This is a genomic window from Paenibacillus sp. N3.4, assembly GCF_008017805.1.
In the GTDB taxonomy this organism is placed as follows: Bacteria; Bacillota; Bacilli; order Paenibacillales; family NBRC-103111; genus Paenibacillus_E.
The window spans coordinates 25,766-45,094 of the sequence record NZ_VRTT01000049.1; the positions used below are offsets into that span (position 1 = coordinate 25,766).

Below are 19,329 nucleotides of genomic sequence, written 5' to 3' on the forward strand. Positions count from 1 at the left end.
ATAGAGACAGGAAATGGGGAAGAAACTTGGGATCTTATAAATTAATTGCTCTAGATATGGATGGAACTTTGCTGAACGAAGAGAAGAAGATCTCGGCTGAGAATCAGGAAGCGATTCGCCAGGCTACTCAAGCGGGTAAGATTGTCATGATGTCTACCGGGCGCGGCGCCGTAAGCGCTATGCCCTACATCAAGGAATTGGGGCTTACAGGCCCGTTGGTTGTTGTCAATGGCAGCGAGGTATGGGAGAGGCCGGATAAGCTGCTAAGACGTACACTGCTCCCAGCTGAAACCGTGCGAAGCTTGCATGCCTTGGCCGTGGAGCATGACAGCTGGTGGTGGGCGTATTCGGTTGAAGGGATATTCAACCGAGAGAGCGAAACCTTTGATATTGATGGACAAGAATGGCTCAAGTTCGGCTATTTTAGCGAAAATTCGGAGAAGCTGACAAGTATTCGGACCATCGTAGAAGGCTGGGGAACGCTTGAGATTACGAACTCGCATCCATCTAATATTGAACTGAATCCATTAGGCATCAACAAAGCAACAGGTGTGGAGGCTGTGTGTAAGTTGTTAGGAATCGAGATGTCCGAAGTCATTGCCATGGGCGACAGCGAGAATGATATCGCTATGATTCGTGAGTCAGGGCTGGGTGTGGCCATGGGCAACGCGCAGGACGAAGTAAAGCGGATTGCCGATATCACAACCTTATCCAATGAGGAGCATGGTGTTGCGGAAATCATCTATGGCTATCTGTTAAAGACATAATTAAGCCGCATTCGCTCAAGAATGGAAGGAGCTGATTAAGATGGTTGCTTTAGGCTGGTGCTTGGTCATTCTGTTATTTGTTGTAGGTATGATTGGCTCTGTTTATCCGGTTCTTCCGGGTGTCTTAGCGATTTACGGCGCATTTTTCCTCTATGGCTGGTTGATCAGCTTTGAACCTTTTGGCGTCTGGTTTTGGCTTATACAGTCTTTGATTGTCATTATCGTCATCGTAGCGGATTATGCGGTTAGTGCGTTGGGGGTAAAAAAGTTCGGAGGCTCGAAAGCAGCGATTATCGGAAGCACAATCGGTCTCATTGTCGGACCATTTGTCATTCCTGCCTTTGGGCTCATTATTGGACCATTCCTTGGTGCTGTAATTGGTGAAATCATCATCAGAACACCATGGAAAAAGGCACTTAGCGCCGGCTTCGGTTCCGTGCTTGGTTTTTTTGCAAGCAGTCTCGTCAAAATTATGCTGCAGCTTGCAATGATTATCGTCTTTTTCATCTGGGTATTTTAATATATTTTAACGAACGTAGAGAGAAGGAACGGACTTGACGAAGGAAACGAAAGATTCTCTTGTAAAAGGGACGCTCATTCTCACCGTAGCCGCGCTTGTAGCGCGGTTTATCGGCGTTTTTCAGCGAATTCCGCTGGTTCATCTGTTGCAGGACGGTGGGATGGGGAGTTATTCCATTGCGTTCACTTTATATTCTGTTTTATTAGTCGTGGCAACGGCGGGAATTCCAAGTGCATTAAGTAAAATGGTTTCGGAAAAGTATGCAATGGGTCGCCCTGCCGAAGCCGAGCGAATTTACCGCGCAGCGATTTGGTTCGCTGTGATAGCCGGGGCGTTGATGACGATTCTGCTCTATGTATTCGCTCCGTTCTATGCGGAAACGATCTCCCATGGGGGGCCGGATGCGACACTCGCAACGCGCGCAATAGCTCCCGCTATGTTGTTCTTCCCGCTGATCGCGATTATGCGCGGTTATTTCCAAGGTAGACAAAATATGATGCCCAACGGGATTTCTCAAGTTGTGGAGCAGGTTTTCAGGCTTGTTACCTCGATAGGACTAGCCTATATCCTGCTGAATATTAGCTTAGGATGGGGAGTAGCCGGAGCCTCCTTTGGCGGTGTTATAGGGGGGATTGCTGCCCTTGCCGTTATGCTCTATTTCGCGTTGAAGCTGAAACGCAAAGACGGACAGAAACAGCTCTCACAAACAACAGTTTCCCAAGCTGCCGTCAAGCAGATGGCTGCAGGTGCAGGGGATGCCGGGCAAAAGCCAGCCAGTTATGGAGACATATACCGCAGTCTTCTTAAACTCTCGATTCCCATCGTTATTTTCTCGGTAACGGTTACGCTTGTGTATCTGATCGATACGTCGATTATTATTCCTCTTCTTGAAGGGAGTGTCGGACATAGCGAGGCATTAGGCTTAGTGGGTATTACCTCTGGGCGAGCACAATCGCTGGCAGGCATTCCGATCATTCTAGCTATCGCATTGAGTCAATCCGTTGTTCCGATTATCTCGGCAGCTTATTCCCGTAAGGATATGAAGCAAGTAGGGCATCAGACGACTCGGGTTCTACAGCTTTCTATTCTTTCCGGGCTGCCGGCTGTGCTTCTGATTAGTATTGCTGCACGGCCTCTGGACTTATTCCTATTTGGATACGAGGATACCGCATATGGCATAAGTCATGGTCCCTCATTGATTTCGCTGTTGACTCTTGGCGCCATGTTTCAAATTGTGATGCAAACTTCGGGCGCGGTTCTCATGGGAATGGGAAAAATGAAGCCTTTGATGGCACATGTAGCTGTTGGTATTGCCATTAAGCTTGCTGGCAGCTTCCTTCTTGTTCATTGGCTAGGCATCTATGGCATTATCGGTTCAACTGGGCTTTGTTTTATTGCGATGTCATGGCTAAATATACGCTCGCTTCGTAAGGAAGTAAGTTTTACTATTCTTGGACGTCGGTTTATCGGTTTGCTAGTGACGGTTGCCGTTATTGCGATTCTAGGACTCGCGGCAGAATGGCTGACGCACACGTATGTTCATCTGTTTGCTTGGTATCGCCTCAATGAAGCAATTAATGCCATTCTTGTTTGTGCATTTACGGTTGCCTTGTATCCTTTACTTTTGATGCTGACACGTGTGGTTACGAAGGAAGATGTTAAGAATTTCCCGGCTCCAGTGCAAAAACTAATAGGCAAAGCCGGTCGAGTCTTGAAACGGGGCTAGTCGCGAAGGGCTTGTGCCCCCAGAATAGCCAGTTCTATTTTATTCAAGCCAAAAAATACTTCATTGGTCATATCTATGGGGGATGGCACCGGAATCGAGCACAGATGTTTCATTGGCTGGTTCACTTCTGTAAACCAATCTCCTTGTTCCACAGGTTCCATGGGGCGATTTGCCCAAGCGTCAGCAAGTGAAGGGCTGTACAAATGTGTCGTATCGCTTCTCAACTTATGACTATCAAGCCTTTCCTGGTAAATATTATTGGGAGGGCTTTTTCTTATTGAGGTAAATAGATGAGGCCAATAATCTGCTCTGGAACCGCTATGAGGTGTGGAGGAAGCGAACTCATGCAAGCTCGGGAAAACATCGGAATGGGCGAATAGGATGGCATATAAGCTTTTCCCGAATTCGATTCTTTCCGTTAAGTTTGTGAAATTTTCAAGAATAAGACCGGCGATATGAAAATAAGAAGTTGGGGTCTCTTGATGACTCAATCGCGGCCGAAAAGGAAATCCGACTTGGTTCAACTGAAGCCATGCTTGGGTTTTGAAAAGCGGAGCGTTTAGAACGGTTTGCTGATACCGCGTGTTTTGTATGATTTGGCGCTCCATATAATTTTGCTCATTGATAATGAGAGCAACGGTTAAGGCCGCAGATTCCTTATACAACCAAAAATCATGCCAAATCGGCAGCATCCAAGATGATACGCCTAATTGAGGCAGCAAATGAAACAAGCTTCGATTTTGTTTTTTACTTTCGGAATAAAGCAGCAATTGGGGATAAGCATCATGAAAAATTAAGCTGTTGGCTCGCTCTAGAAAAGTAAAGAGATCATCGATCATTGTGGTACTGAGCAAATGAGGAAGTAACTCGCCGCGAAGATCTGTCATACACCAACCGCCATTGCGAGAAACCATATGGGCAAGCAGCGCCCAGTGAAGCTCGGGATGCTGCTGGTAGGAAGTCCAATAGGCATGTGTTCGAGTAACATTATTCCGATTTGCATGGCGGGTTTGTTCGCGGACTCGTTCCACAAGCGTTTTCTCCTCTTCCGAGGTTTCAAACCCTTCCACACCTGCTCGTTGTAGCTGTAGCTGTTTGATTTCTTTATACTTCAGCCTTTGAACCGTTGCCGTTGGAATAGGAAGCTTTTGGGGTGCATTATCATTATCAGTATCAGTATTCTGCCTCATAGAAATCCGCTGAATAATCCCTATAACGTTTCTTGAAAGCAGGAATTTGTGCAGAACGGTACGGACAAATCCTTTGTTTGGTTTAACTGTTCCCCCCATCTTTCTTTGCCTCCACTTTCATCCGACTATGAAGCATCTGCAGGTATTGTTTGCAAATTTCGCTCCAGCTATGTGCGAATGTACGGATAATGGTGCACCACCTGCTTGACTCATTTAGCAGGTTAACATTATGTGTGCTTCCGTCGTAAGTAGCCATCCATGGTAAGCTGAATAGCCGACTCATTTACTCAGCGTCAATTGCCATTGCTGATTTCTCTTTACCTAACTGGAATTTCCATCCCAATTAATTCAATATCTATAAGCCTGTTTTTCGTGCTTATAGAGCCACCCATCTTCTTGGGGGAGCTTGTAAGAATGATTTTGGAGCTTACAACTGCGTTTAACTACAATTTCTCTTCAATTCATTACCCATAAGGATGGTTTCCGTGCTTACAGAGCCACTTATCCGTTAAGAGCAGCATATAAGGAGGATTTTCATGCTTACAGGGTCGCTCATCTCCTAAGGGGTGAACTCCTGTTTCCCCAGCTTGTTATATATGAAAAACCCATCTCGCTAAATCTATGCGAGATGGGTTTGTGATGGAGCCCTCATTCTGCTTGTTCTTGGTTAGCTAGGGGTGGTTCAGGCCCTGGCTTCTGCAATCGTCCTGTGCGCTGCAGTGCTTCACGCAGCAAGTACTCGATATGCCCGTTAACGCTGCGAAATTCGTCCTCCGCCCAGCGTTCCAAAGCCTCGTACAGCTTGGGATCGAGTCGAAGCGGAAAGTTTTTCTTAGGCGCCATGAGAAGGACCGTTAATACAACGAACCGGTATTAATGACCGGACTCGCTGCACGGTCTGAAACAATCGCCACAAGTAGATTGTTAATCATGGCCGCTTTTCTTTCTTCATCTAGTTTCAAACCTTCAGCTTCCAATCTGGCAATCGCCATTTGAACCATCCCCACAGCTCCATCAACAATGATTTGTCGCGCTGACAAAATCGCAGCAGCCTGCTGGCGCTGCAGCATAGAGCTGGCGATTTCTGTGGAGTAAGCGAGATGAGTCAGACGAGACTCGAGAACTTCCACGCCGGCAACGGAAAGGCGCGCTTGCAGTTCGACACTAAGCTCAGCAGCAACCTCATCCGCATTTCCTCGAAGGGAATAACCCTCAGTTTCAAATCGATCATACGGATATTTATTAGCTACGTGCCGCAGTGCAGTTTCGCTTTGAATCTCCACGAACTTTTCATAACTGTCAACATCGAAGAGTGCTTTGTACGTATCGACAACTTTAAAAACGACAACGGCGGCAATCTCTATCGGATTTCCTTCAATATCATTTACCTTTAATTTGACGCTGTTAAAATTACGCACCCGCAAAGAGATTTTTTTTCTGGAGGAAAAAGGAACAATTAGCCAAAGGCCACTTTTACGGATGGTTCCTAAATAACTGCCGAAAAAGGTGATGACAGAAGCTTCATTGGGTTGCACTGCTGTAATGGTTGAAACAAAGAGGATACCTAAAATAATTAAAGTGACACCAATGGCTACTTGATCTTGTGTGAGGAGGTAAATCCCAAAGCCTGCACCTATAAGGAATAAAATTAATCCAATAAATCCATTCAACGACCAAGCTTTCGTTTCTTTCATTCTGTAACACCCTTTCATTGTCGAATATCAATGTGATATTTATATGATATCATAATTTACTTTTAATGTAAAATAATAATTGCGTATAAATCGCGGATAAGCGTTTATCTTGACACTGTTTTTAGGGCATGCTATAAGTTAATACATTCCTAAGTAGGTGAGGTGTCTGTTATGATTAAAGTATCCAACGAACAAGATTTTCAAAACCACATTTCACAGTCAACCTTGACTGTTGCTATTTTCAAAACAACGTGGTGCAAAGACTGCCACTATATCGATCCTTTCATGCCATCGGTCGAGCAAGATTACGAGGGACGTATTACATTCATTGAGTTGGACCGCGATGAGGTGCCTGATCTGTGTGAGCAATTGAATATTTTAGGCATTCCAAGCTTTATTGCTTTCCGTCAAGGGCAAGAATTGGTTCGTTTCGTCAACAAGCTTCGCAAGACTCGCGAGGAAATTGAACAATTCTTGGATCGCGCTTTAGAAGTTGCAGCTGCGCTTGCACCTCGAGCAGAAGGTTAAGATGAATTGCTTCAAGCAGCAAGATGAATGATCTCTCATAATCATGGCAAAGCGGCTCCGAAGGGGTCGCTTTTTGCTGCTCATCTCCTGATTGTTCTTCGATTTGGCGGCGAAACATTAGCTTACGTGAGCGCATTATTAGCGCAAATGTTACAGAAAAAGCAATGCGGACCGTGATCTAAGGTGGTTTCAGAGCTTTGTAACAATTGCGAATGGATTTGCCCTCCTTTTAAAGCTATAATTGAAAGCGGATAGATCATTTTCGGAACGAGCTACAGAAGTCATGACATAAAAGTAGGTGTAATTAATGCAAAAATGGATTCAAAGATTGGCGAATCTATCGGCTATTGGCATGTTTCTTATTCTGGCCATGGGCGCTTTGGTCACCAAAGCAGACGCGGGCAGAGGCTGTGGAGATGAGTGGCCTTTGTGTCATGGGCAATTCGTCCCGGCACACACGATTTCATCGATGATTGAGTACAGCCATCGATTGGTTGTTGGCATTGTTACCATGTTATTGATCGCAACACTTTATCTTGTATTCCGTTATGTAAAACGAAGAGACGCCAAATTTTTCATATCAGCTACTGTGTTGATGACGCTTATTCAAGCGGCAATGGGTGCGATGGCTGTCGTATGGCCGCAATCTTCACTCGTATTAGCACTCCATTTTGGATTATCCCTTCTCGCATTCGCTTTTTCTTTGCTGCTTGCGCTTGTTTTTTCCCCGTGGGGACAGTTCCAAAGAGATACGACCATTTACAAAGGTTTTAAAGTGCTGGTTTGGGGGACAACGATTTATAGCTACGTCGTTGTGTACTTAGGTGCTTTCGTGCGTCACACTGTTTCAAGCGGCGGGTGTTCCGGTTGGCCCCTATGCAATGGTGAGGTTATCCCTGAACTATCTGGTGCCACGGGGATTGTGTTTACTCATCGTGTGGCAGCCCTGCTCTTGTTTATTTGTATCTTATTTCTATATGTACAAGCCAGACGTCATTACCAAGCTTCAGACAAGCTGTTATTCGGCAGCAAATGGGCACTTATTTTAGTGTTGCTGCAGGTCTTCAGTGGCGCGGTTGTCACTTGGTCCATGGGGAATGAAGTTGCTTATTTATTTACAGCAATGATTCATGCCATGATTGTTGCTTGCATGTTCGGATTTTTATGTTATTTATGTGTATTAACGCTATATGATCGCAAACACAAAGCCTAATGCCTCTCGTGAGAGCTCCTCAAATGTGCGTCCAGCTTGGTTGGCGTTAGAGGAGGCCTTCTCATGGAAGGCTATTTCCTTTTATTTACCCTCGTATTTCTTATGCTAAAGGTGGACACTCAAACATGGTACCAACGAATTTACGAGCTTTCATTGACATTTTGCATCTGGATGAGCTGTTCCCGCGCGAAGATATCGTCGAGCTAGTCGATACGCGTTGGAAGGAGTACTTTGGATGAGTTCTGAGCGAATACGATCTTTTTATCCGCATGTAGGGTTTGTTATCGTCTATATTCTCTGGGGAATTAATTTGGCTTCTTTAAAAATAGGGGGACGAGAATGGGATTCGCTTGTTTTTAATGGCTTGCGCTTTGCAAGTATGATTCCTATTCTGTGGGTTTATACTTATTTCTATTATCGCTCGCACACGCTCAAAATTCACATCGCACGCCGTGACCTGCTCTTGGTATGCGCTTTAGGGATTCTTAATGCCATAGGCATGGAAGCGCTCTTGCAGTATGCTCTGCAGTTTTCTAATTCAGCCAATGGCGCTGTTCTAGGGCGAGGCTTCATGCCCGTCATCACCGTGCTTATTTCACTAATGGCGGGTCAAGTTAAGCTCACGTGGCGAGTTATGCTTGGTATTCCGCTTGCTCTTTGCAGTGTCGTTATTATTGTTTCTGGAGGAGCGGAAGGCTTTCATCTGGGCGGAGCGACACTTAGAGGGGATATTCTTTTGTTGATGCGCAGCGTGATGGGAGCAATATATCTGATCGGTATGAATCGGCTAGTACGCCGTTATCCGCTTCCGCTGCTCATCTCCCTAGAAATGACAGCGGGAGCTGTCTCCTTGCTGCCTTTCGTTTTGCTGAGAGCTGATATGTCGTATTACGCAGCTATTAGTTCAACGGGTTGGATGAGTTTAATTTATACGTCCTTATTGGCAACGGCAGTAGGCTTCGCGCTGCATAACTGGAGCTTAGCAAAGCTGGGCCCTTTTAAATCATCCGCATATGGGTACTTGCTTCCGGTAACGGCAGCACTTGCCGGCTTTTTCATCTTGGGCGAATCGATAACCTTGAATCAATGCATGGGAGGTATCGGCGTATTAGCCGCGATGTATCTGGTTCAGCGTAATCCTACCCAAACGGTGAAACGGAGCAATCTATCTCGTACAAGCGGTAAATCTCTGACAGAATGATATTGAACGACCAAAAGGGGTGTGCGTATGCTTCGAGTACTATTCAATGAACCGAAACGTATCGACCGTGGACTGCTTTTGGAAGCTGGTAATGCGGTAAGAGCCTATATACAATTACTCGAGTCCAAAGAGCGAATCCGGTTGACTTCGGAATATACCAAGTACCATCGTTTGGCGATTTGGAGTAAAGGGTTTATCGATGCTTTGGATGAGCTGGAGCAGAGTAAATATTGCTGTGAACGGTATGCCGAGCATATCAGCAAGGCTTTCTTGGAGGAAATGAATGTTCAAGAGGTCGAAGCCTATCATCGCTTTGTTTACTTTTACAAAAATGCCTTTATTCGCTTATTTTCAATTTTAGATAAATTGGGTACATTCATGAACGATCTCTTCGAACTGAAGACTGAAACGATGAAATCGCGGTTTTCGTATTTTACCGTTTTGCGGCGTATGCATGAGAAGCATATCCACGGATCGTTGGAGCTGCAGCTTTACAATCTCAAAATAGATTATAAGTCACCCCTAGACCGATTAAGAAATCAACGCAACATGGAAATTCATTATATTAATGCTGAAATGCTGGATGATTTGATGCAAAAAGAGCCCGTTCCCGGGGAACGTATTCATGTAGAAAATGTTAAATCGAATATAGCTGATTTGCAGCAGGGATTTGATATGGTATGCAGAACCTTAACAATAGCTTTCTCTTATATTACGGCGAAGATTGCAGAGGGGTAAGAGGACCATGGATTTAAGAAGCCGAACGGTTCTAATTACAGGCAGTGCAAAGGGTTTAGGTAAAATGACAGCGATCACGTTGGCTCAGCGCGGCTGTCAGGTGGCTATAAACTATGTGAATAGTGAAAAAGAAGCCCTTGAGCTTGTCCAACAATTGGAGCAGCTTGGTGTGCGAAGTGTGGCTATACAAGGCGATGTGGCCAAACGTGAGGACATCGTCCGGATGGTAGACCAGACCTGCTCCCAATTAGGACCGATTGATATACTCGTAAACAATGCGGGTCCTTTTGTTAGAGAACGGCGATTTTTTGTTGATTATCAGGTGGATGAAATCGAATATTTGATGCGGGGAAATCTGCTGGGTGTAATGGAACTCGATCATTTGGTTATACCGATGATGAGAGCAAACCGCTGGGGACGGATCATTCATTTTGGATTCGGCAAGGCGGCAGAGGCGAGAGGCTGGACACATCGTGCCGTTTACGCGGCCGCGAAGGTTGGCTTAGTCTCCTTTACCAAAACATTGGCTGAAGAAGAAGCGAGCCATGGCATCACCGTTAATATGATATGTCCGGGAGACATTCGTGGCAAGAACAAAGAACGTACCATGCAGGAAGCCCGGCAGGAAGAAGACAGCGAAACACCTGTGGGAAGACCGGGAACGGGGGAAGATATTGCTCGTGTGATTGATTTTCTCTGTTTGCCGGCCTCCGATTTCATTACTGGTAATATTATGGATATATCGGGTGGTCTAGACCCTATTCAGCCTTTACCTGTGCTGCATTCGGCACAAAAGCAAGCACATAGCAACAACTAACAAAAAGAGCTTACCCTAGAGGTAAGCTCTTTCTTATGATATAGTCGTATTAGAATACCTGTACGACCTCTGTTATGCCTTCTACTTCTTCTACCAATGCACGTTCAATACCAGCCTTCAACGTGATTGTTGAGCTTGGGCAGCTGCCGCAGGCACCCATCAGTTTCAGCTTCACGATACCGTCTTCCACATCAACTAGATCGACGTCACCGCCATCGCGTTGCAGGAAAGGACGGAGTTTATCTAAAACCTCAAGAACTTCATCATAAATAACTTCTTTTGTTTTTTCAGTCATTTGATTCATCTCCTTTCTTTTATTATTATAGTACAATACTGTCTAAATGAAAATGGTTTTCAACTTGAATATATAGGACATAAGGTGGAATTTGGAAAATGAGACCCATTATTGAATTTTGTGCAAGCAACATGCATCACGGAACAGATAAGGTTATGAAAGCATTGGAAGAAAACCCGGACTATGATGTTATTGAATATGGTTGCCTTGGCAATTGCGGGCAATGTTATATGGAACCCTACGCACTTTTGAATGGCGAAATCATTGCTGCAGAGAGTGCAGAGCAGTTGCACGAACACATTTTAGCAAAAATTAAAGAGATTGAAGCGATGTACGATCTTCTGGGTGATTGAGTATTAGCCGAAATGACGTTTTGATTTCCAAAGGACGCCGCTCTTAAGAATACGAGCAATTTTTCCTGTCATTAACGTACGTTTACCCATGATGCCGAAACCGCTTTTCTTGCCTAACGAACCGAGTGTGCCTCTGAGCTTTATTTTACTCAAACGTGGTGTATCGCCTTTCCAAATGGCCTGCATCGCTTCAGCAATTTGTTTGCCTTGCGCTTGAGCAGCTTGCGCACTTGGGGAGAACGGCAGGGAAGCGCAGTCGCCAACGACGTAAACTTCAGGATAATCAGGAATTTGATGATATTCATTCAGCACGATGCGACCTTGCCGATCCTTGGGTACATTGAGTGCCTCAACGATGGGTGTTGGCTGTATGCCGGCTGTCCAGATCGTTGCGTCTGTCTTGATGATTTCATCTTGATTGTACAAATCTCCGCCCTCTATGCGAACGAGCGAAACTTGGGGACGAAGCTCGATGTGATGCTCATTCATCCATTCACGCACATACTGCTGCAAATTGCTTGGGAAAGCAGACAGCAAGCTTGGTCCGCGATCAATGAGACGAATGTTCAGATCAGCGCGGCTTTCACGCAGCTCTGCCGCCATTTCCACACCACTCAAACCGCCTCCGATGATGGAAACCTGCCCGTAAGGAGCAATATCATTGATGCGTTGGTACGTAGCGCGAGTTTGGGCAAGAGTTTGAATACTGGAAGAGTGCTCTTGCGCGCCAATAATTCCATGGTAACTGTCTACACAGCCTAATCCGATAACTAACCAATCATACGTCAAAGGTTCCTTATCTTTGAAATGAATTTGTTTGTTGTTCAAATCCACTTCGCTGACTTCTCCAAAAGACAGAATTAACCGCGGATCCACAGGGTACGCCACACGGACGTGGGTTTCGGCAATGGTTCCAGAAGCGAGTGCATAATATTCGGTTTTGAGTCCTTGGAAAGGACTTCGATCTATAAGGACAAGTACAGTATCTTCTGGCAAATCTTTCTCCAGCATGTTCAAGGCTATGGTCAGACCGCCATAACCGCCTCCGAGAATAACGAACTTTTTCATCCCATCCAATATCCCTTCTATATCTTTATCTCTATTCCTTAGTATGACTAATACACTTTGATTTCATTATAGAAAGTATCGCGTTCTACCGGAACACGACCTGCGCCTTGAATTAACCAAACAAGTTCATCGCGCGTCAGACCTTCAGGTGAAAGAGCCCCGGCCGCATGCGAAATCTTCTCTTTTACAATCGTGCCATGTGCATCAGAAGCTCCGAAAGTGAAGGATAATTGGGTTAATTTGGTGCCGATATTGATGAAATAAGCTTTAATATGAGGGAAATTATCCAACATTAAGCGACTAATCGCAATAGTTTTCAGTTCATCGAAGGCAGGAACCCGTCTTTTGAGACCAGCATTCTTGCTTGCTGGTTGAATGGAATTGGGAATGAAAACAAGGAATCCGCCGGTTTCATCTTGAAGTTCGCGCAGAAGCATCATATGACGAATACGTTCCTCTTTAGTTTCAATAGAACCATACAGCATCGTTGCATGTGTTTTCATGCCAAGCTGATGCGCATTGCGATGAACATTCAACCATTCTTCGGAAGACACTTTCTCGACGTGCATCTTCGTACGGTAACGTTCAGTCAGAATCTCGGCTCCACCGCCAGGCAGCGTAGACAAGCCAGCATCCATGAGCGTTTTCAATACATCGCGGTAGCTGAGTCCACTAATCCGGGAAAAAAATTCAATTTCCGCTGCTGTATGAGCTTTAATCGTGACGTCAGGGTAAGCTTGTTTTAATTGACGAATGCAATCTACGTAGTATTCGAATGGCAAATGAGGATTATGCCCTTGGCTAATATGGAATTCCTTGATTTCAGGATTAAAGTTCTCTGCTATATAGTCTAACATTTGGCTTGGTGTCAGCGTATATGCGCCTTCCTCACCTTCATCGCGGCGGAAATGGCAGAAAGAACAGTGCTCCTCACAAACATTAGTGAAGTATAAACTCATATTTTGGACAAAATAGACCTTGTTTCCGTTCAGACGCGTATTGACCTTGTTAGCTAATTGACCAATGGTTAACAAGTCATCGGATTCATATAAAAACAACCCATCCTCCTGCGATAAACGCTGGCCATTCTCAACCTTGTCGGCAATTTCTGCCATTCGTTTGACCGGGTCCGTAGTCACAACACTCATTGTTTGATTCCTCCTATTGAATAGAAAATAAAGCCCAGCTTAAATCGACGCATTTAGTTAGAAAAAGAGTAAATGCGTTTGGCGGTGTGAGTCGCTCGCATACCTGTCAGCCAGTTCGGTTCAGGAATTCACACCTATTGAATTATCATCGTGCAATCCATCCCACCTATTATAAACCTACGCGTTGGGAGGGGCAATATTTACATGAACTTAATTCCACGATCTACAAAAATCTACATGTTAATTACAAATTTAGGGAAAATATATTCCCAATATTAACAAATTCCTGTATACTATTGCAATGTGATTACGTAGGGCAAAAGGTGATAATAACGTGATAACGATTTTCGTGACCGAACCGCAGGAACGATTAAATATAGAAATTGAACAGCTTCGAGGCCAAATGGTCACACTGGGAACCAGGTATGGCTTCCTTCATCCGGAAGTGCAGCAATGCAGCAGAGAACTGGATCAATTATTATTACAATATTATGCGATGAGACCTAGACAGTAATGAATGGTCCTAAGAGATGTATCTGCCCTTGAGCATTGTTCTGAATAGGAGTATACTTAGTAGTAAGCTTTACGAAAGCTTATGTTAAGTTAAGATGCCAGTTTTCCTCAAGGAAAACTTTAGGAGGGATTTCTGTTATGATTACAATTAGTGAGTCAGCAACTGACAAAATTAAGGAACTTCTTGCTTCCGAAGAATCACCGAACCTATTCTTGCGTCTGGGCGTTAAAGCCGGAGGCTGCAGTGGTTTCTCTTACGGTATGGGTTTCGACGATGAGCAGAAGGATGACGATAAAATATTGACTATTCACGGCCTTAAGGTCGTTGTGGACGAGGATAGTTCCAAATATCTGTACGGCGTAGAGATCGACTACACAGACGCAGGTATGGGCGGGGGCTTTTCCATTAATAATCCGAATGCTGTTGCTTCATGTGGCTGCGGTCAATCGTTCAAGCACAAGGAAGAACAAGGCAACGTCGAGAAGTGCGACGATAAGGTTGAGGCTTAATAACAATAGACTAAACAACTTTCTAGCATGTGCAGGATTGGATTGTTCAGACCTGAACATGCTAGAAGGTTTTCACAACATCAAGAAGCTTGCCCTCAACGGGCAAGCTTTTTTTGCTTTTATTTCACATATTCCACAAAGAACTTCCATGGATGTCTGGTATCAGTTTCAACCGTATAAGTTTGTACTTCTTTACTATCGGCTTGCAAGTAAGTGATCGTATCAGGCCGCGATAGTTTTACCAAATAGCGTCCTGGGGAGATAAACTGTCCATCGTTACCTCTTTGATTCCATGGAATAGCCATGTAATAACCTGATTTCGTATCGATCGTCCCGTTAATAGTTGGCAGCTTGTAGCTGTAAACAAGCTCGAGCTCTTGGTTTTGTTCATTGGATTTATACACTTCCAATTCCATGTTAACTGGACTTACGGTCCATGCATGTTGGGTTGTATTATCCAACCGTACAAAAAAACGGTTGATCTGATCAACGGATAATTGGCCTGAAAAGCCAGAGGGAGGTCCGAACATGAGGTTCATCGGGGCCCCATTCATCGCGTACAAATAATCAGTAAAATGCTCATATCGATAGAGGTCCCTGACAATAATATGATACGCCATTATTTCGCCATTGAGGGAGGCTTGAGTTTGGAAGGTACGGTTATCACCCGTTTTAGGTGGATTAATATCCTGATCAGCGATGAAAACGTAATCGGTGGTTGCAACAACAGAAGAGTCCTGACCAATAACAGAGATATCTATGGCTTTTCCGGCAAGGTCCTTATTGATATGAATAGTACCTGAAACCAGCTTGGTAGTTCCATCGGAACCTTTCTCTGTGTGTAGGTTGGATATCATCACATATCCATCATGATCTTGCTCTATCAACGGGGTTCCTCGGAAATGACAGGGTGCTTTGGTAAAATCCACTTGGTACCCAGCCAGGTTTGGATCTTGATCCAAGGGCCTAATATGGATTGGGCTTGCACAGTTTGCGGCTTTATGGTTGCACCCGTTGGATAGTTGCTGAGTGGGTAGTTATAGAGTTCTTCTTCCCCTGTAAGACTGATTTTATTAGTTGCCGCCGTTTCTTCTCCTCCATAAGCAAGGCTGGGGTGAATCCATTTGTCGCCCATCCACGTACTTATTCGAACCCATGGATCATCTTTGTAGAGCCATCCTTGCTCTAATCCCGTCACTTTCACGGACTGCGGAGAGATCGCGCCTACAGGAGCGGATTGATCGTTGGCCTCATTATACAAAAGGGTATTCTCAAACAACGTAATTGCTTTTGGCGCTGAGTCGTGCGAATTAGCTAACACAGTATGGCCCCAGATAGCAGAAATGAATAAGAAAAATGAAAGTGTCCAACCGATTTGTTTTCTCAGAATGATCTCTCCTCTATGAAATTTTACGATTAAGTCCTGTGATATCTCTAATTGGCGAAGTGCTTGTTATTCAATTATTTAGACGTAGCCGTAAGGGAAATGTTTCTATTTTTATTGGGAAAAATCCTATTCCTTTAATATAATTAAGATTGATAATCATTATCATTTATTATAGAAGGCAGGCAGCATTTTTATTAATCTTGGCCATTCAGATGGAGGTTAACGATGACATATCGTGTGGAGAGAGATACATTAGGGGAAATTCAAGTGCCAGCTGATAAGCTGTGGGCAGCACAGACGCAGTGAAGCTTTATGAATTTTCGCATAGGCACGGAAATGATGCCATTAGCACTCATTAAGGCATTCGGCATTCTCAAAAGAAGCGTAACGACGGTCAATCAGCACCTAGGTTCATTACATCCAGATAAATCGAGAGTTATTGAAATAACGTCATATGAAATTATTAATTTGCCTATTCCTTCTGTTCCGCATGCCAGTGGGATGCTTTCGGTTGATTATGAATTTGTTGAAGAAGAGAAGGTGGTTCCCGTTGGGCATGTTATTTGAAATTTTGCGTCATTCGAAGAAAGAGTATCCCAGCCAAGACCTGCAAGGCTCCCCACAGCAAGTGGAGGAAATTGTCCGTCTAAGTCATGACTCGGCAGATCAAAAGCTGAAGGATTATATGTTATTGGAAACAGAAATTTGGAAAGAACCACACATCTAATCGTGTTTTTATTCACGCCTGTTGATTAACCAAAATAAGGAATCCATAAATTGAAAAAAGATCGCTCTTTCTGTAAAATCGTTTGCACCACAATGTGGACTTGGTAACTCCCCACTCTTTAAAACGAATGGCATCCGAAATTTCAAATGTAAGTCGGGATATGGCTTGTTATCTTGGAACACAACAGTGTCAGTCAGCACTTCGCCATCGCGTCGTTGTATGCACAGACAACAATGGTATCAAGCAAAACCTGAATGTGCCTGTCTTGTTTTGTTTGGTACAACCAAGAATGCTGTGTTCAATCAACTTTTTGCCGGGCTAATGACCTACGTCATCATAAAATGGTTGTACACTCATGCCAATTCATTCGTAATTTCTTGCAAGTCAATACCACTCATTTGATTTAAAGAACAGATTCAGCATGAGCAGTTGCAAGCTGAATGGAGTATCGCTATTGCTAGAGTGTTGGATAACACGTCTATTTATCGTCTCTAAACAACCTAAAAACTGGTTAATCAACAGGCATGATAAACCGACCTTTATAACCGTGCTTCTAACTGAACGGAATTATGTCTATCACAGAAACATGTCTATTGTTGAACTAATATCCTGTCGCTATAATTAACCTATAATAAGGTTGTTTTAAAAAATGAGGTGTACCTATTAGGAATCATTGGTTTTCACGGATATTGATTTCTTATGTACCGGTTTTTTTGATTGTTGTTACTTTGCTCATTTTATTTCTTTTTCTGGGAGTGAGTGAGGTTTTAAAGAAGGAAGCCGAGGAAGCTAATCGAATTTATTCCACACAAGTAATGAAGCTTATTGATCAATCACTTTCGGCTATTGATCAAAGTATTATCAATGAAATTATAGCAGACCACAGCAGTATTCGTGATTTTTTTACACCACAGCAAGAAATTAACCCTTTATTCCAAACCTATGGAGCTTCACTTGAATTGAATAATCTAGTCTTAAAGCATGCCATTATCGATTCGATTTATCTTTACCGTAACTCGGATCAAGCCATTTTAAGCAAGAACCGTTTTATTCCGCTCAGCGAATTTGGGGATAAGGAATTTCTGCAAGCCCAACTGACCGGAGATGTGTCGCTTCAATCATGGAGCGGAAGTAGACAATATGTGGAGTTCTCCTCGCAGACGGAGCCGATATCTGTAATAACACTTGTTCGCAGCGTGATTTTATTTTCCGGGGAAGAAGGCAAGATTGTCACCAATGTCAAAATAACGGCTTTACAGAAGATACTCCAGGATTTATTTGATTCAGGGATCAGCTACGCGGAGCTTGTGGATGGTGAGGGCAATGTAATTCTGTCAAGAAATGGTTCCGAGTTAGAGCGAGCCAAGCAGAAGCCAACAGAAATGTATTTATCCGATATTCACTCACCGATAACCAATTGGCATCTCCGCAGCGGTGTCGAGGCGGGTAAGGTGTATTATTTTATTTCTAATTTTTCTTATATATGGCTTATTATTGGTCTGAGTATAGTTGCGCTTGGAGTCATCTGGATTGTTTATATCACCCGTCGCAATTATCGTCCGGTCGAGCTTATGATTAATCAAATTCAATCGCTCTCCTTCAAGATCAGCCAGAAATTGGCTACGTATACAGGAGGAAATCAGCTCAGTTTTATTGAGAATGCGGTAGAGAATTTAATAGAGGAATCGAATAAATTTCAACAAAGGCATGAAGAGAATATCGTATTCCGCAAGAAGTATTTTTTCAAGAGGCCTTGGAAGGTTCGCGAGAGATCACACCTGAGCAATGGACGGACGAAATGATCAAGTTTGAACGTCCTGTGAAGTATAGCGGTTTTGAAGTCGTGTTATTTGAAATGGATAAATTTACTGATTTTAAGATGAGCTACAGCCAGAAGGATCAATACTTGTTAAAATTTATTCTGTGCAGTGTGATTGCGGAAGTGGCACAAAATAACGGTGTGATCGTTTGGCATGAATGGATGGATCATCATATCGTAGGGGTGCTTTATCAATATCAGGACGAGCAGGGGGAGAATTCCGAGCGGCTTGCAAGTATGCTGGAGGAAGTGCGTGAATGGGTGCAGAGCAACCTGACGTTTACCGTTACGATTGGTGTAGGCAGTTTAATCAAGGAAGCCGCATTGATTTATCGTTCATACGACGACGCAAAGCAAGCGCTTGGCTATAAATCTGGTTTGGGCAGCAATCGAATCATTGCTTACAACGATATCGAAATGTCTCCGAAAGGGGATATGTTCCGTCATCTCCAGCCTGTACGGAAGCTGTCACAGCAATTCCGCTTGGGCAATCCAACGTGGGGGGAGGAGCTTGAGGCATTCTTTGATGAATTGGAGAGAACACTGCTATCCAGAGAAGATGTAGAGAGTATACTAAATTATCTGATTTATCAAATGAATCGGGAGCTCATGGAGCTTTCGGAGGACTATGGCGAAATATGGCGAAATAAAGGGCTGCTGCCTATCAATGAATTATTGCAGCGGTTTGATACTTTACGGGAATTCCGTGGTAAGGCAAGTCTGATTCTGACTGAAACATCAGAACATCTGGAGCGTATACGTGAAGGCAGGAACAATAGGAGCCTGCTTGCCGAGGTAAGGAGCTATATTGAAGCCAACTATTTTGATCCGGATCTTTCCTTAAATCATTTAAGTGATAAATTCCAAATCAATTCGAAATATGTAAGTCAACTATTTAAAGAAGAATTCGGGGAAAACTTTGTTGATTATTTGGCCTTCGTGAGGATGGAGCATGCCAAACAACTGCTGAGTGATACTTCCATGTCTGTACAGGATATTGCCGGAAAGGTCGGTTATCAGCATAGTGTCTCTTTTAACAGGGTATTCAAGAGAATTACCGGGAAAACGCCAGTTGTATTCCGCAGTGAATCAGTAAAGTGAGATTCTTTCGCTGC

Annotated in this window: 22 protein-coding genes and 1 pseudogene; 15 read left to right on the forward strand and 8 right to left on the reverse strand. The window is 43.9% G+C overall.

What is annotated here, in order from left to right; translation table 11 throughout:
- Nucleotides 1-26: 26 nt before the first annotated feature.
- From FU659_RS22460 to FU659_RS22470, 3 genes are read left to right on the forward strand one after another with little or no spacing between them, the layout of a single operon-like run.
- Nucleotides 27-767, forward strand: a complete 741-nt coding sequence (locus tag FU659_RS22460) for a Cof-type HAD-IIB family hydrolase (protein WP_147949597.1) — start codon at nucleotides 27-29, stop codon at nucleotides 765-767.
- Between the two features lie 40 nt (nucleotides 768-807).
- Nucleotides 808-1,287 (forward strand): DUF456 domain-containing protein, encoded by a 480-nt coding sequence (locus FU659_RS22465; RefSeq protein ID WP_147949598.1) that lies wholly within the window; start codon nucleotides 808-810, stop codon nucleotides 1,285-1,287.
- A 34-nt stretch (nucleotides 1,288-1,321) separates the two neighbouring features.
- Nucleotides 1,322-3,013: a putative polysaccharide biosynthesis protein gene (locus FU659_RS22470; RefSeq protein ID WP_147949599.1), complete on the forward strand. Its 1,692-nt coding sequence runs from the start codon at nucleotides 1,322-1,324 to the stop codon at nucleotides 3,011-3,013.
- Here the strand turns inward: FU659_RS22470 and FU659_RS22475 are convergent.
- From FU659_RS22475 to FU659_RS22485, 3 genes are all read right to left on the reverse strand, one after another.
- Complete coding sequence (locus tag FU659_RS22475; protein WP_147949600.1) at nucleotides 3,010-4,302, reverse strand: DUF2515 family protein; 1,293 nt, start codon at nucleotides 4,300-4,302, stop codon at nucleotides 3,010-3,012. The genes FU659_RS22470 and FU659_RS22475 overlap by 4 nt on opposite strands.
- A gap of 549 nt (nucleotides 4,303-4,851) precedes the next feature.
- On the reverse strand, nucleotides 4,852-5,046 hold the full coding sequence (locus FU659_RS22480; RefSeq protein ID WP_147949601.1) for a type II toxin-antitoxin system antitoxin: 195 nt from the start codon (nucleotides 5,044-5,046) through the stop codon (nucleotides 4,852-4,854).
- Nucleotides 5,047-5,057: 11 nt separating this feature from the next.
- Nucleotides 5,058-5,897, reverse strand: a complete 840-nt coding sequence (locus FU659_RS22485) for an SPFH domain-containing protein (protein WP_147949602.1) — start codon at nucleotides 5,895-5,897, stop codon at nucleotides 5,058-5,060.
- Between the two features lie 171 nt (nucleotides 5,898-6,068).
- On the opposite strand from FU659_RS22485, the gene FU659_RS22490 reads away from it, so the two are divergent.
- The 5 genes from FU659_RS22490 (at nucleotide 6,069) to FU659_RS22510 (ending at nucleotide 10,394) form a co-directional block, all read left to right on the forward strand.
- On the forward strand, nucleotides 6,069-6,425 hold the full coding sequence (locus FU659_RS22490) for a thioredoxin family protein (protein ID WP_147949603.1): 357 nt from the start codon (nucleotides 6,069-6,071) through the stop codon (nucleotides 6,423-6,425).
- 307 nt (nucleotides 6,426-6,732) lie between these two features.
- Nucleotides 6,733-7,638: a COX15/CtaA family protein gene (locus FU659_RS22495; protein ID WP_187274316.1), complete on the forward strand. Its 906-nt coding sequence runs from the start codon at nucleotides 6,733-6,735 to the stop codon at nucleotides 7,636-7,638.
- Nucleotides 7,639-7,873: 235 nt separating this feature from the next.
- Complete coding sequence (locus tag FU659_RS22500) at nucleotides 7,874-8,839, forward strand: DMT family transporter (RefSeq protein WP_147949604.1); 966 nt, start codon at nucleotides 7,874-7,876, stop codon at nucleotides 8,837-8,839.
- A gap of 27 nt (nucleotides 8,840-8,866) precedes the next feature.
- Nucleotides 8,867-9,577 (forward strand): Cthe_2314 family HEPN domain-containing protein, encoded by a 711-nt coding sequence (locus FU659_RS22505; RefSeq protein WP_147949605.1) that lies wholly within the window; start codon nucleotides 8,867-8,869, stop codon nucleotides 9,575-9,577.
- A gap of 7 nt (nucleotides 9,578-9,584) precedes the next feature.
- On the forward strand, nucleotides 9,585-10,394 hold the full coding sequence (locus FU659_RS22510; RefSeq protein ID WP_147949606.1) for an SDR family oxidoreductase: 810 nt from the start codon (nucleotides 9,585-9,587) through the stop codon (nucleotides 10,392-10,394).
- A 49-nt stretch (nucleotides 10,395-10,443) separates the two neighbouring features.
- Here FU659_RS22510 and FU659_RS22515 read toward each other — a convergent pair whose 3' ends face one another.
- Complete coding sequence (locus tag FU659_RS22515) at nucleotides 10,444-10,689, reverse strand: NifU family protein (RefSeq protein WP_056829608.1); 246 nt, start codon at nucleotides 10,687-10,689, stop codon at nucleotides 10,444-10,446.
- Nucleotides 10,690-10,787: 98 nt separating this feature from the next.
- Between FU659_RS22515 and FU659_RS22520 the strand changes: the two genes are divergently transcribed.
- A complete protein-coding gene (locus FU659_RS22520; protein ID WP_147949607.1) occupies nucleotides 10,788-11,042 on the forward strand; it encodes a YuzB family protein in 255 nt (84 codons plus the stop codon).
- 3 nt (nucleotides 11,043-11,045) lie between these two features.
- Here FU659_RS22520 and FU659_RS22525 read toward each other — a convergent pair whose 3' ends face one another.
- Nucleotides 11,046-12,110 (reverse strand): NAD(P)/FAD-dependent oxidoreductase, encoded by a 1,065-nt coding sequence (locus FU659_RS22525; RefSeq protein ID WP_147949608.1) that lies wholly within the window; start codon nucleotides 12,108-12,110, stop codon nucleotides 11,046-11,048.
- 47 nt (nucleotides 12,111-12,157) lie between these two features.
- Nucleotides 12,158-13,258, reverse strand: coding sequence for an aminofutalosine synthase MqnE (gene mqnE, locus FU659_RS22530; protein WP_147949609.1), 1,101 nt, complete (start codon nucleotides 13,256-13,258; stop codon nucleotides 12,158-12,160).
- A gap of 334 nt (nucleotides 13,259-13,592) precedes the next feature.
- Between mqnE and FU659_RS37460 the strand changes: the two genes are divergently transcribed.
- Together FU659_RS37460 and FU659_RS22540 are read left to right on the forward strand one after the other, a co-directional pair.
- A complete protein-coding gene (locus FU659_RS37460; RefSeq protein WP_261807975.1) occupies nucleotides 13,593-13,772 on the forward strand; it encodes an aspartyl-phosphate phosphatase Spo0E family protein in 180 nt (59 codons plus the stop codon).
- Nucleotides 13,773-13,909: 137 nt separating this feature from the next.
- On the forward strand, nucleotides 13,910-14,281 hold the full coding sequence (locus tag FU659_RS22540; RefSeq protein WP_147949610.1) for a HesB/IscA family protein: 372 nt from the start codon (nucleotides 13,910-13,912) through the stop codon (nucleotides 14,279-14,281).
- Between the two features lie 119 nt (nucleotides 14,282-14,400).
- On the opposite strand, the gene FU659_RS22545 is transcribed toward FU659_RS22540, so the two are convergent.
- Nucleotides 14,401-15,168: a hypothetical protein gene (locus FU659_RS22545; protein WP_147949611.1), complete on the reverse strand. Its 768-nt coding sequence runs from the start codon at nucleotides 15,166-15,168 to the stop codon at nucleotides 14,401-14,403.
- Nucleotides 15,165-15,602, reverse strand: coding sequence for a hypothetical protein (locus FU659_RS22550; RefSeq protein WP_147949612.1), 438 nt, complete (start codon nucleotides 15,600-15,602; stop codon nucleotides 15,165-15,167). Before FU659_RS22550 ends, FU659_RS22545 begins: the two co-directional genes overlap by 4 nt.
- Nucleotides 15,603-15,893: 291 nt before the next feature.
- Here FU659_RS22550 and FU659_RS22555 point away from each other — a divergent pair.
- From FU659_RS22555 to FU659_RS22565, 4 genes and pseudogenes are all read left to right on the forward strand, one after another.
- Nucleotides 15,894-16,133, forward strand: a pseudogene (locus tag FU659_RS22555) (class II fumarate hydratase); the annotation flags it as partial.
- A 91-nt stretch (nucleotides 16,134-16,224) separates the two neighbouring features.
- Nucleotides 16,225-16,395 (forward strand): hypothetical protein, encoded by a 171-nt coding sequence (locus tag FU659_RS35720; protein WP_187274318.1) that lies wholly within the window; start codon nucleotides 16,225-16,227, stop codon nucleotides 16,393-16,395.
- A gap of 815 nt (nucleotides 16,396-17,210) precedes the next feature.
- On the forward strand, nucleotides 17,211-18,197 hold the full coding sequence (locus FU659_RS22560) for a cache domain-containing protein (RefSeq protein ID WP_222708604.1): 987 nt from the start codon (nucleotides 17,211-17,213) through the stop codon (nucleotides 18,195-18,197).
- On the forward strand, nucleotides 18,149-19,315 hold the full coding sequence (locus tag FU659_RS22565) for a helix-turn-helix domain-containing protein (RefSeq protein WP_147949614.1): 1,167 nt from the start codon (nucleotides 18,149-18,151) through the stop codon (nucleotides 19,313-19,315). The genes FU659_RS22560 and FU659_RS22565 overlap by 49 nt, the downstream gene beginning before the upstream one ends.
- Nucleotides 19,316-19,329: the final 14 nt, after the last annotated feature.

Excerpts from the sequence above, each read along its gene's own strand:
- FU659_RS22495 (WP_187274316.1), top strand. The coding sequence starts at position 6,733 with ATGCAAAAATGGATTCAAAGATTGGCGAATCTATCGGCTATTGGCATG.
- FU659_RS22485 (WP_147949602.1), bottom strand. The coding sequence starts at position 5,897 with ATGAAAGAAACGAAAGCTTGGTCGTTGAATGGATTTATTGGATTAATT.
- mqnE (WP_147949609.1), bottom strand. The coding sequence starts at position 13,258 with ATGAGTGTTGTGACTACGGACCCGGTCAAACGAATGGCAGAAATTGCC.
- FU659_RS22500 (WP_147949604.1), top strand. The coding sequence starts at position 7,874 with ATGAGTTCTGAGCGAATACGATCTTTTTATCCGCATGTAGGGTTTGTT.
- FU659_RS22560 (WP_222708604.1), top strand. The coding sequence starts at position 17,211 with ATGAAGCTTATTGATCAATCACTTTCGGCTATTGATCAAAGTATTATC.
- FU659_RS22540 (WP_147949610.1), top strand. The coding sequence starts at position 13,910 with ATGATTACAATTAGTGAGTCAGCAACTGACAAAATTAAGGAACTTCTT.
- FU659_RS22480 (WP_147949601.1), bottom strand. The coding sequence starts at position 5,046 with ATGGCGCCTAAGAAAAACTTTCCGCTTCGACTCGATCCCAAGCTGTAC.
- FU659_RS22510 (WP_147949606.1), top strand. The coding sequence starts at position 9,585 with ATGGATTTAAGAAGCCGAACGGTTCTAATTACAGGCAGTGCAAAGGGT.
- FU659_RS22525 (WP_147949608.1), bottom strand. The coding sequence starts at position 12,110 with ATGAAAAAGTTCGTTATTCTCGGAGGCGGTTATGGCGGTCTGACCATA.
- FU659_RS22520 (WP_147949607.1), top strand. The coding sequence starts at position 10,788 with ATGAGACCCATTATTGAATTTTGTGCAAGCAACATGCATCACGGAACA.
- FU659_RS22465 (WP_147949598.1), top strand. The coding sequence starts at position 808 with ATGGTTGCTTTAGGCTGGTGCTTGGTCATTCTGTTATTTGTTGTAGGT.
- FU659_RS22475 (WP_147949600.1), bottom strand. The coding sequence starts at position 4,302 with ATGGGGGGAACAGTTAAACCAAACAAAGGATTTGTCCGTACCGTTCTG.
- FU659_RS22505 (WP_147949605.1), top strand. The coding sequence starts at position 8,867 with ATGCTTCGAGTACTATTCAATGAACCGAAACGTATCGACCGTGGACTG.
- FU659_RS35720 (WP_187274318.1), top strand. The coding sequence starts at position 16,225 with ATGTTATTTGAAATTTTGCGTCATTCGAAGAAAGAGTATCCCAGCCAA.
- FU659_RS22515 (WP_056829608.1), bottom strand. The coding sequence starts at position 10,689 with ATGACTGAAAAAACAAAAGAAGTTATTTATGATGAAGTTCTTGAGGTT.
- FU659_RS22490 (WP_147949603.1), top strand. The coding sequence starts at position 6,069 with ATGATTAAAGTATCCAACGAACAAGATTTTCAAAACCACATTTCACAG.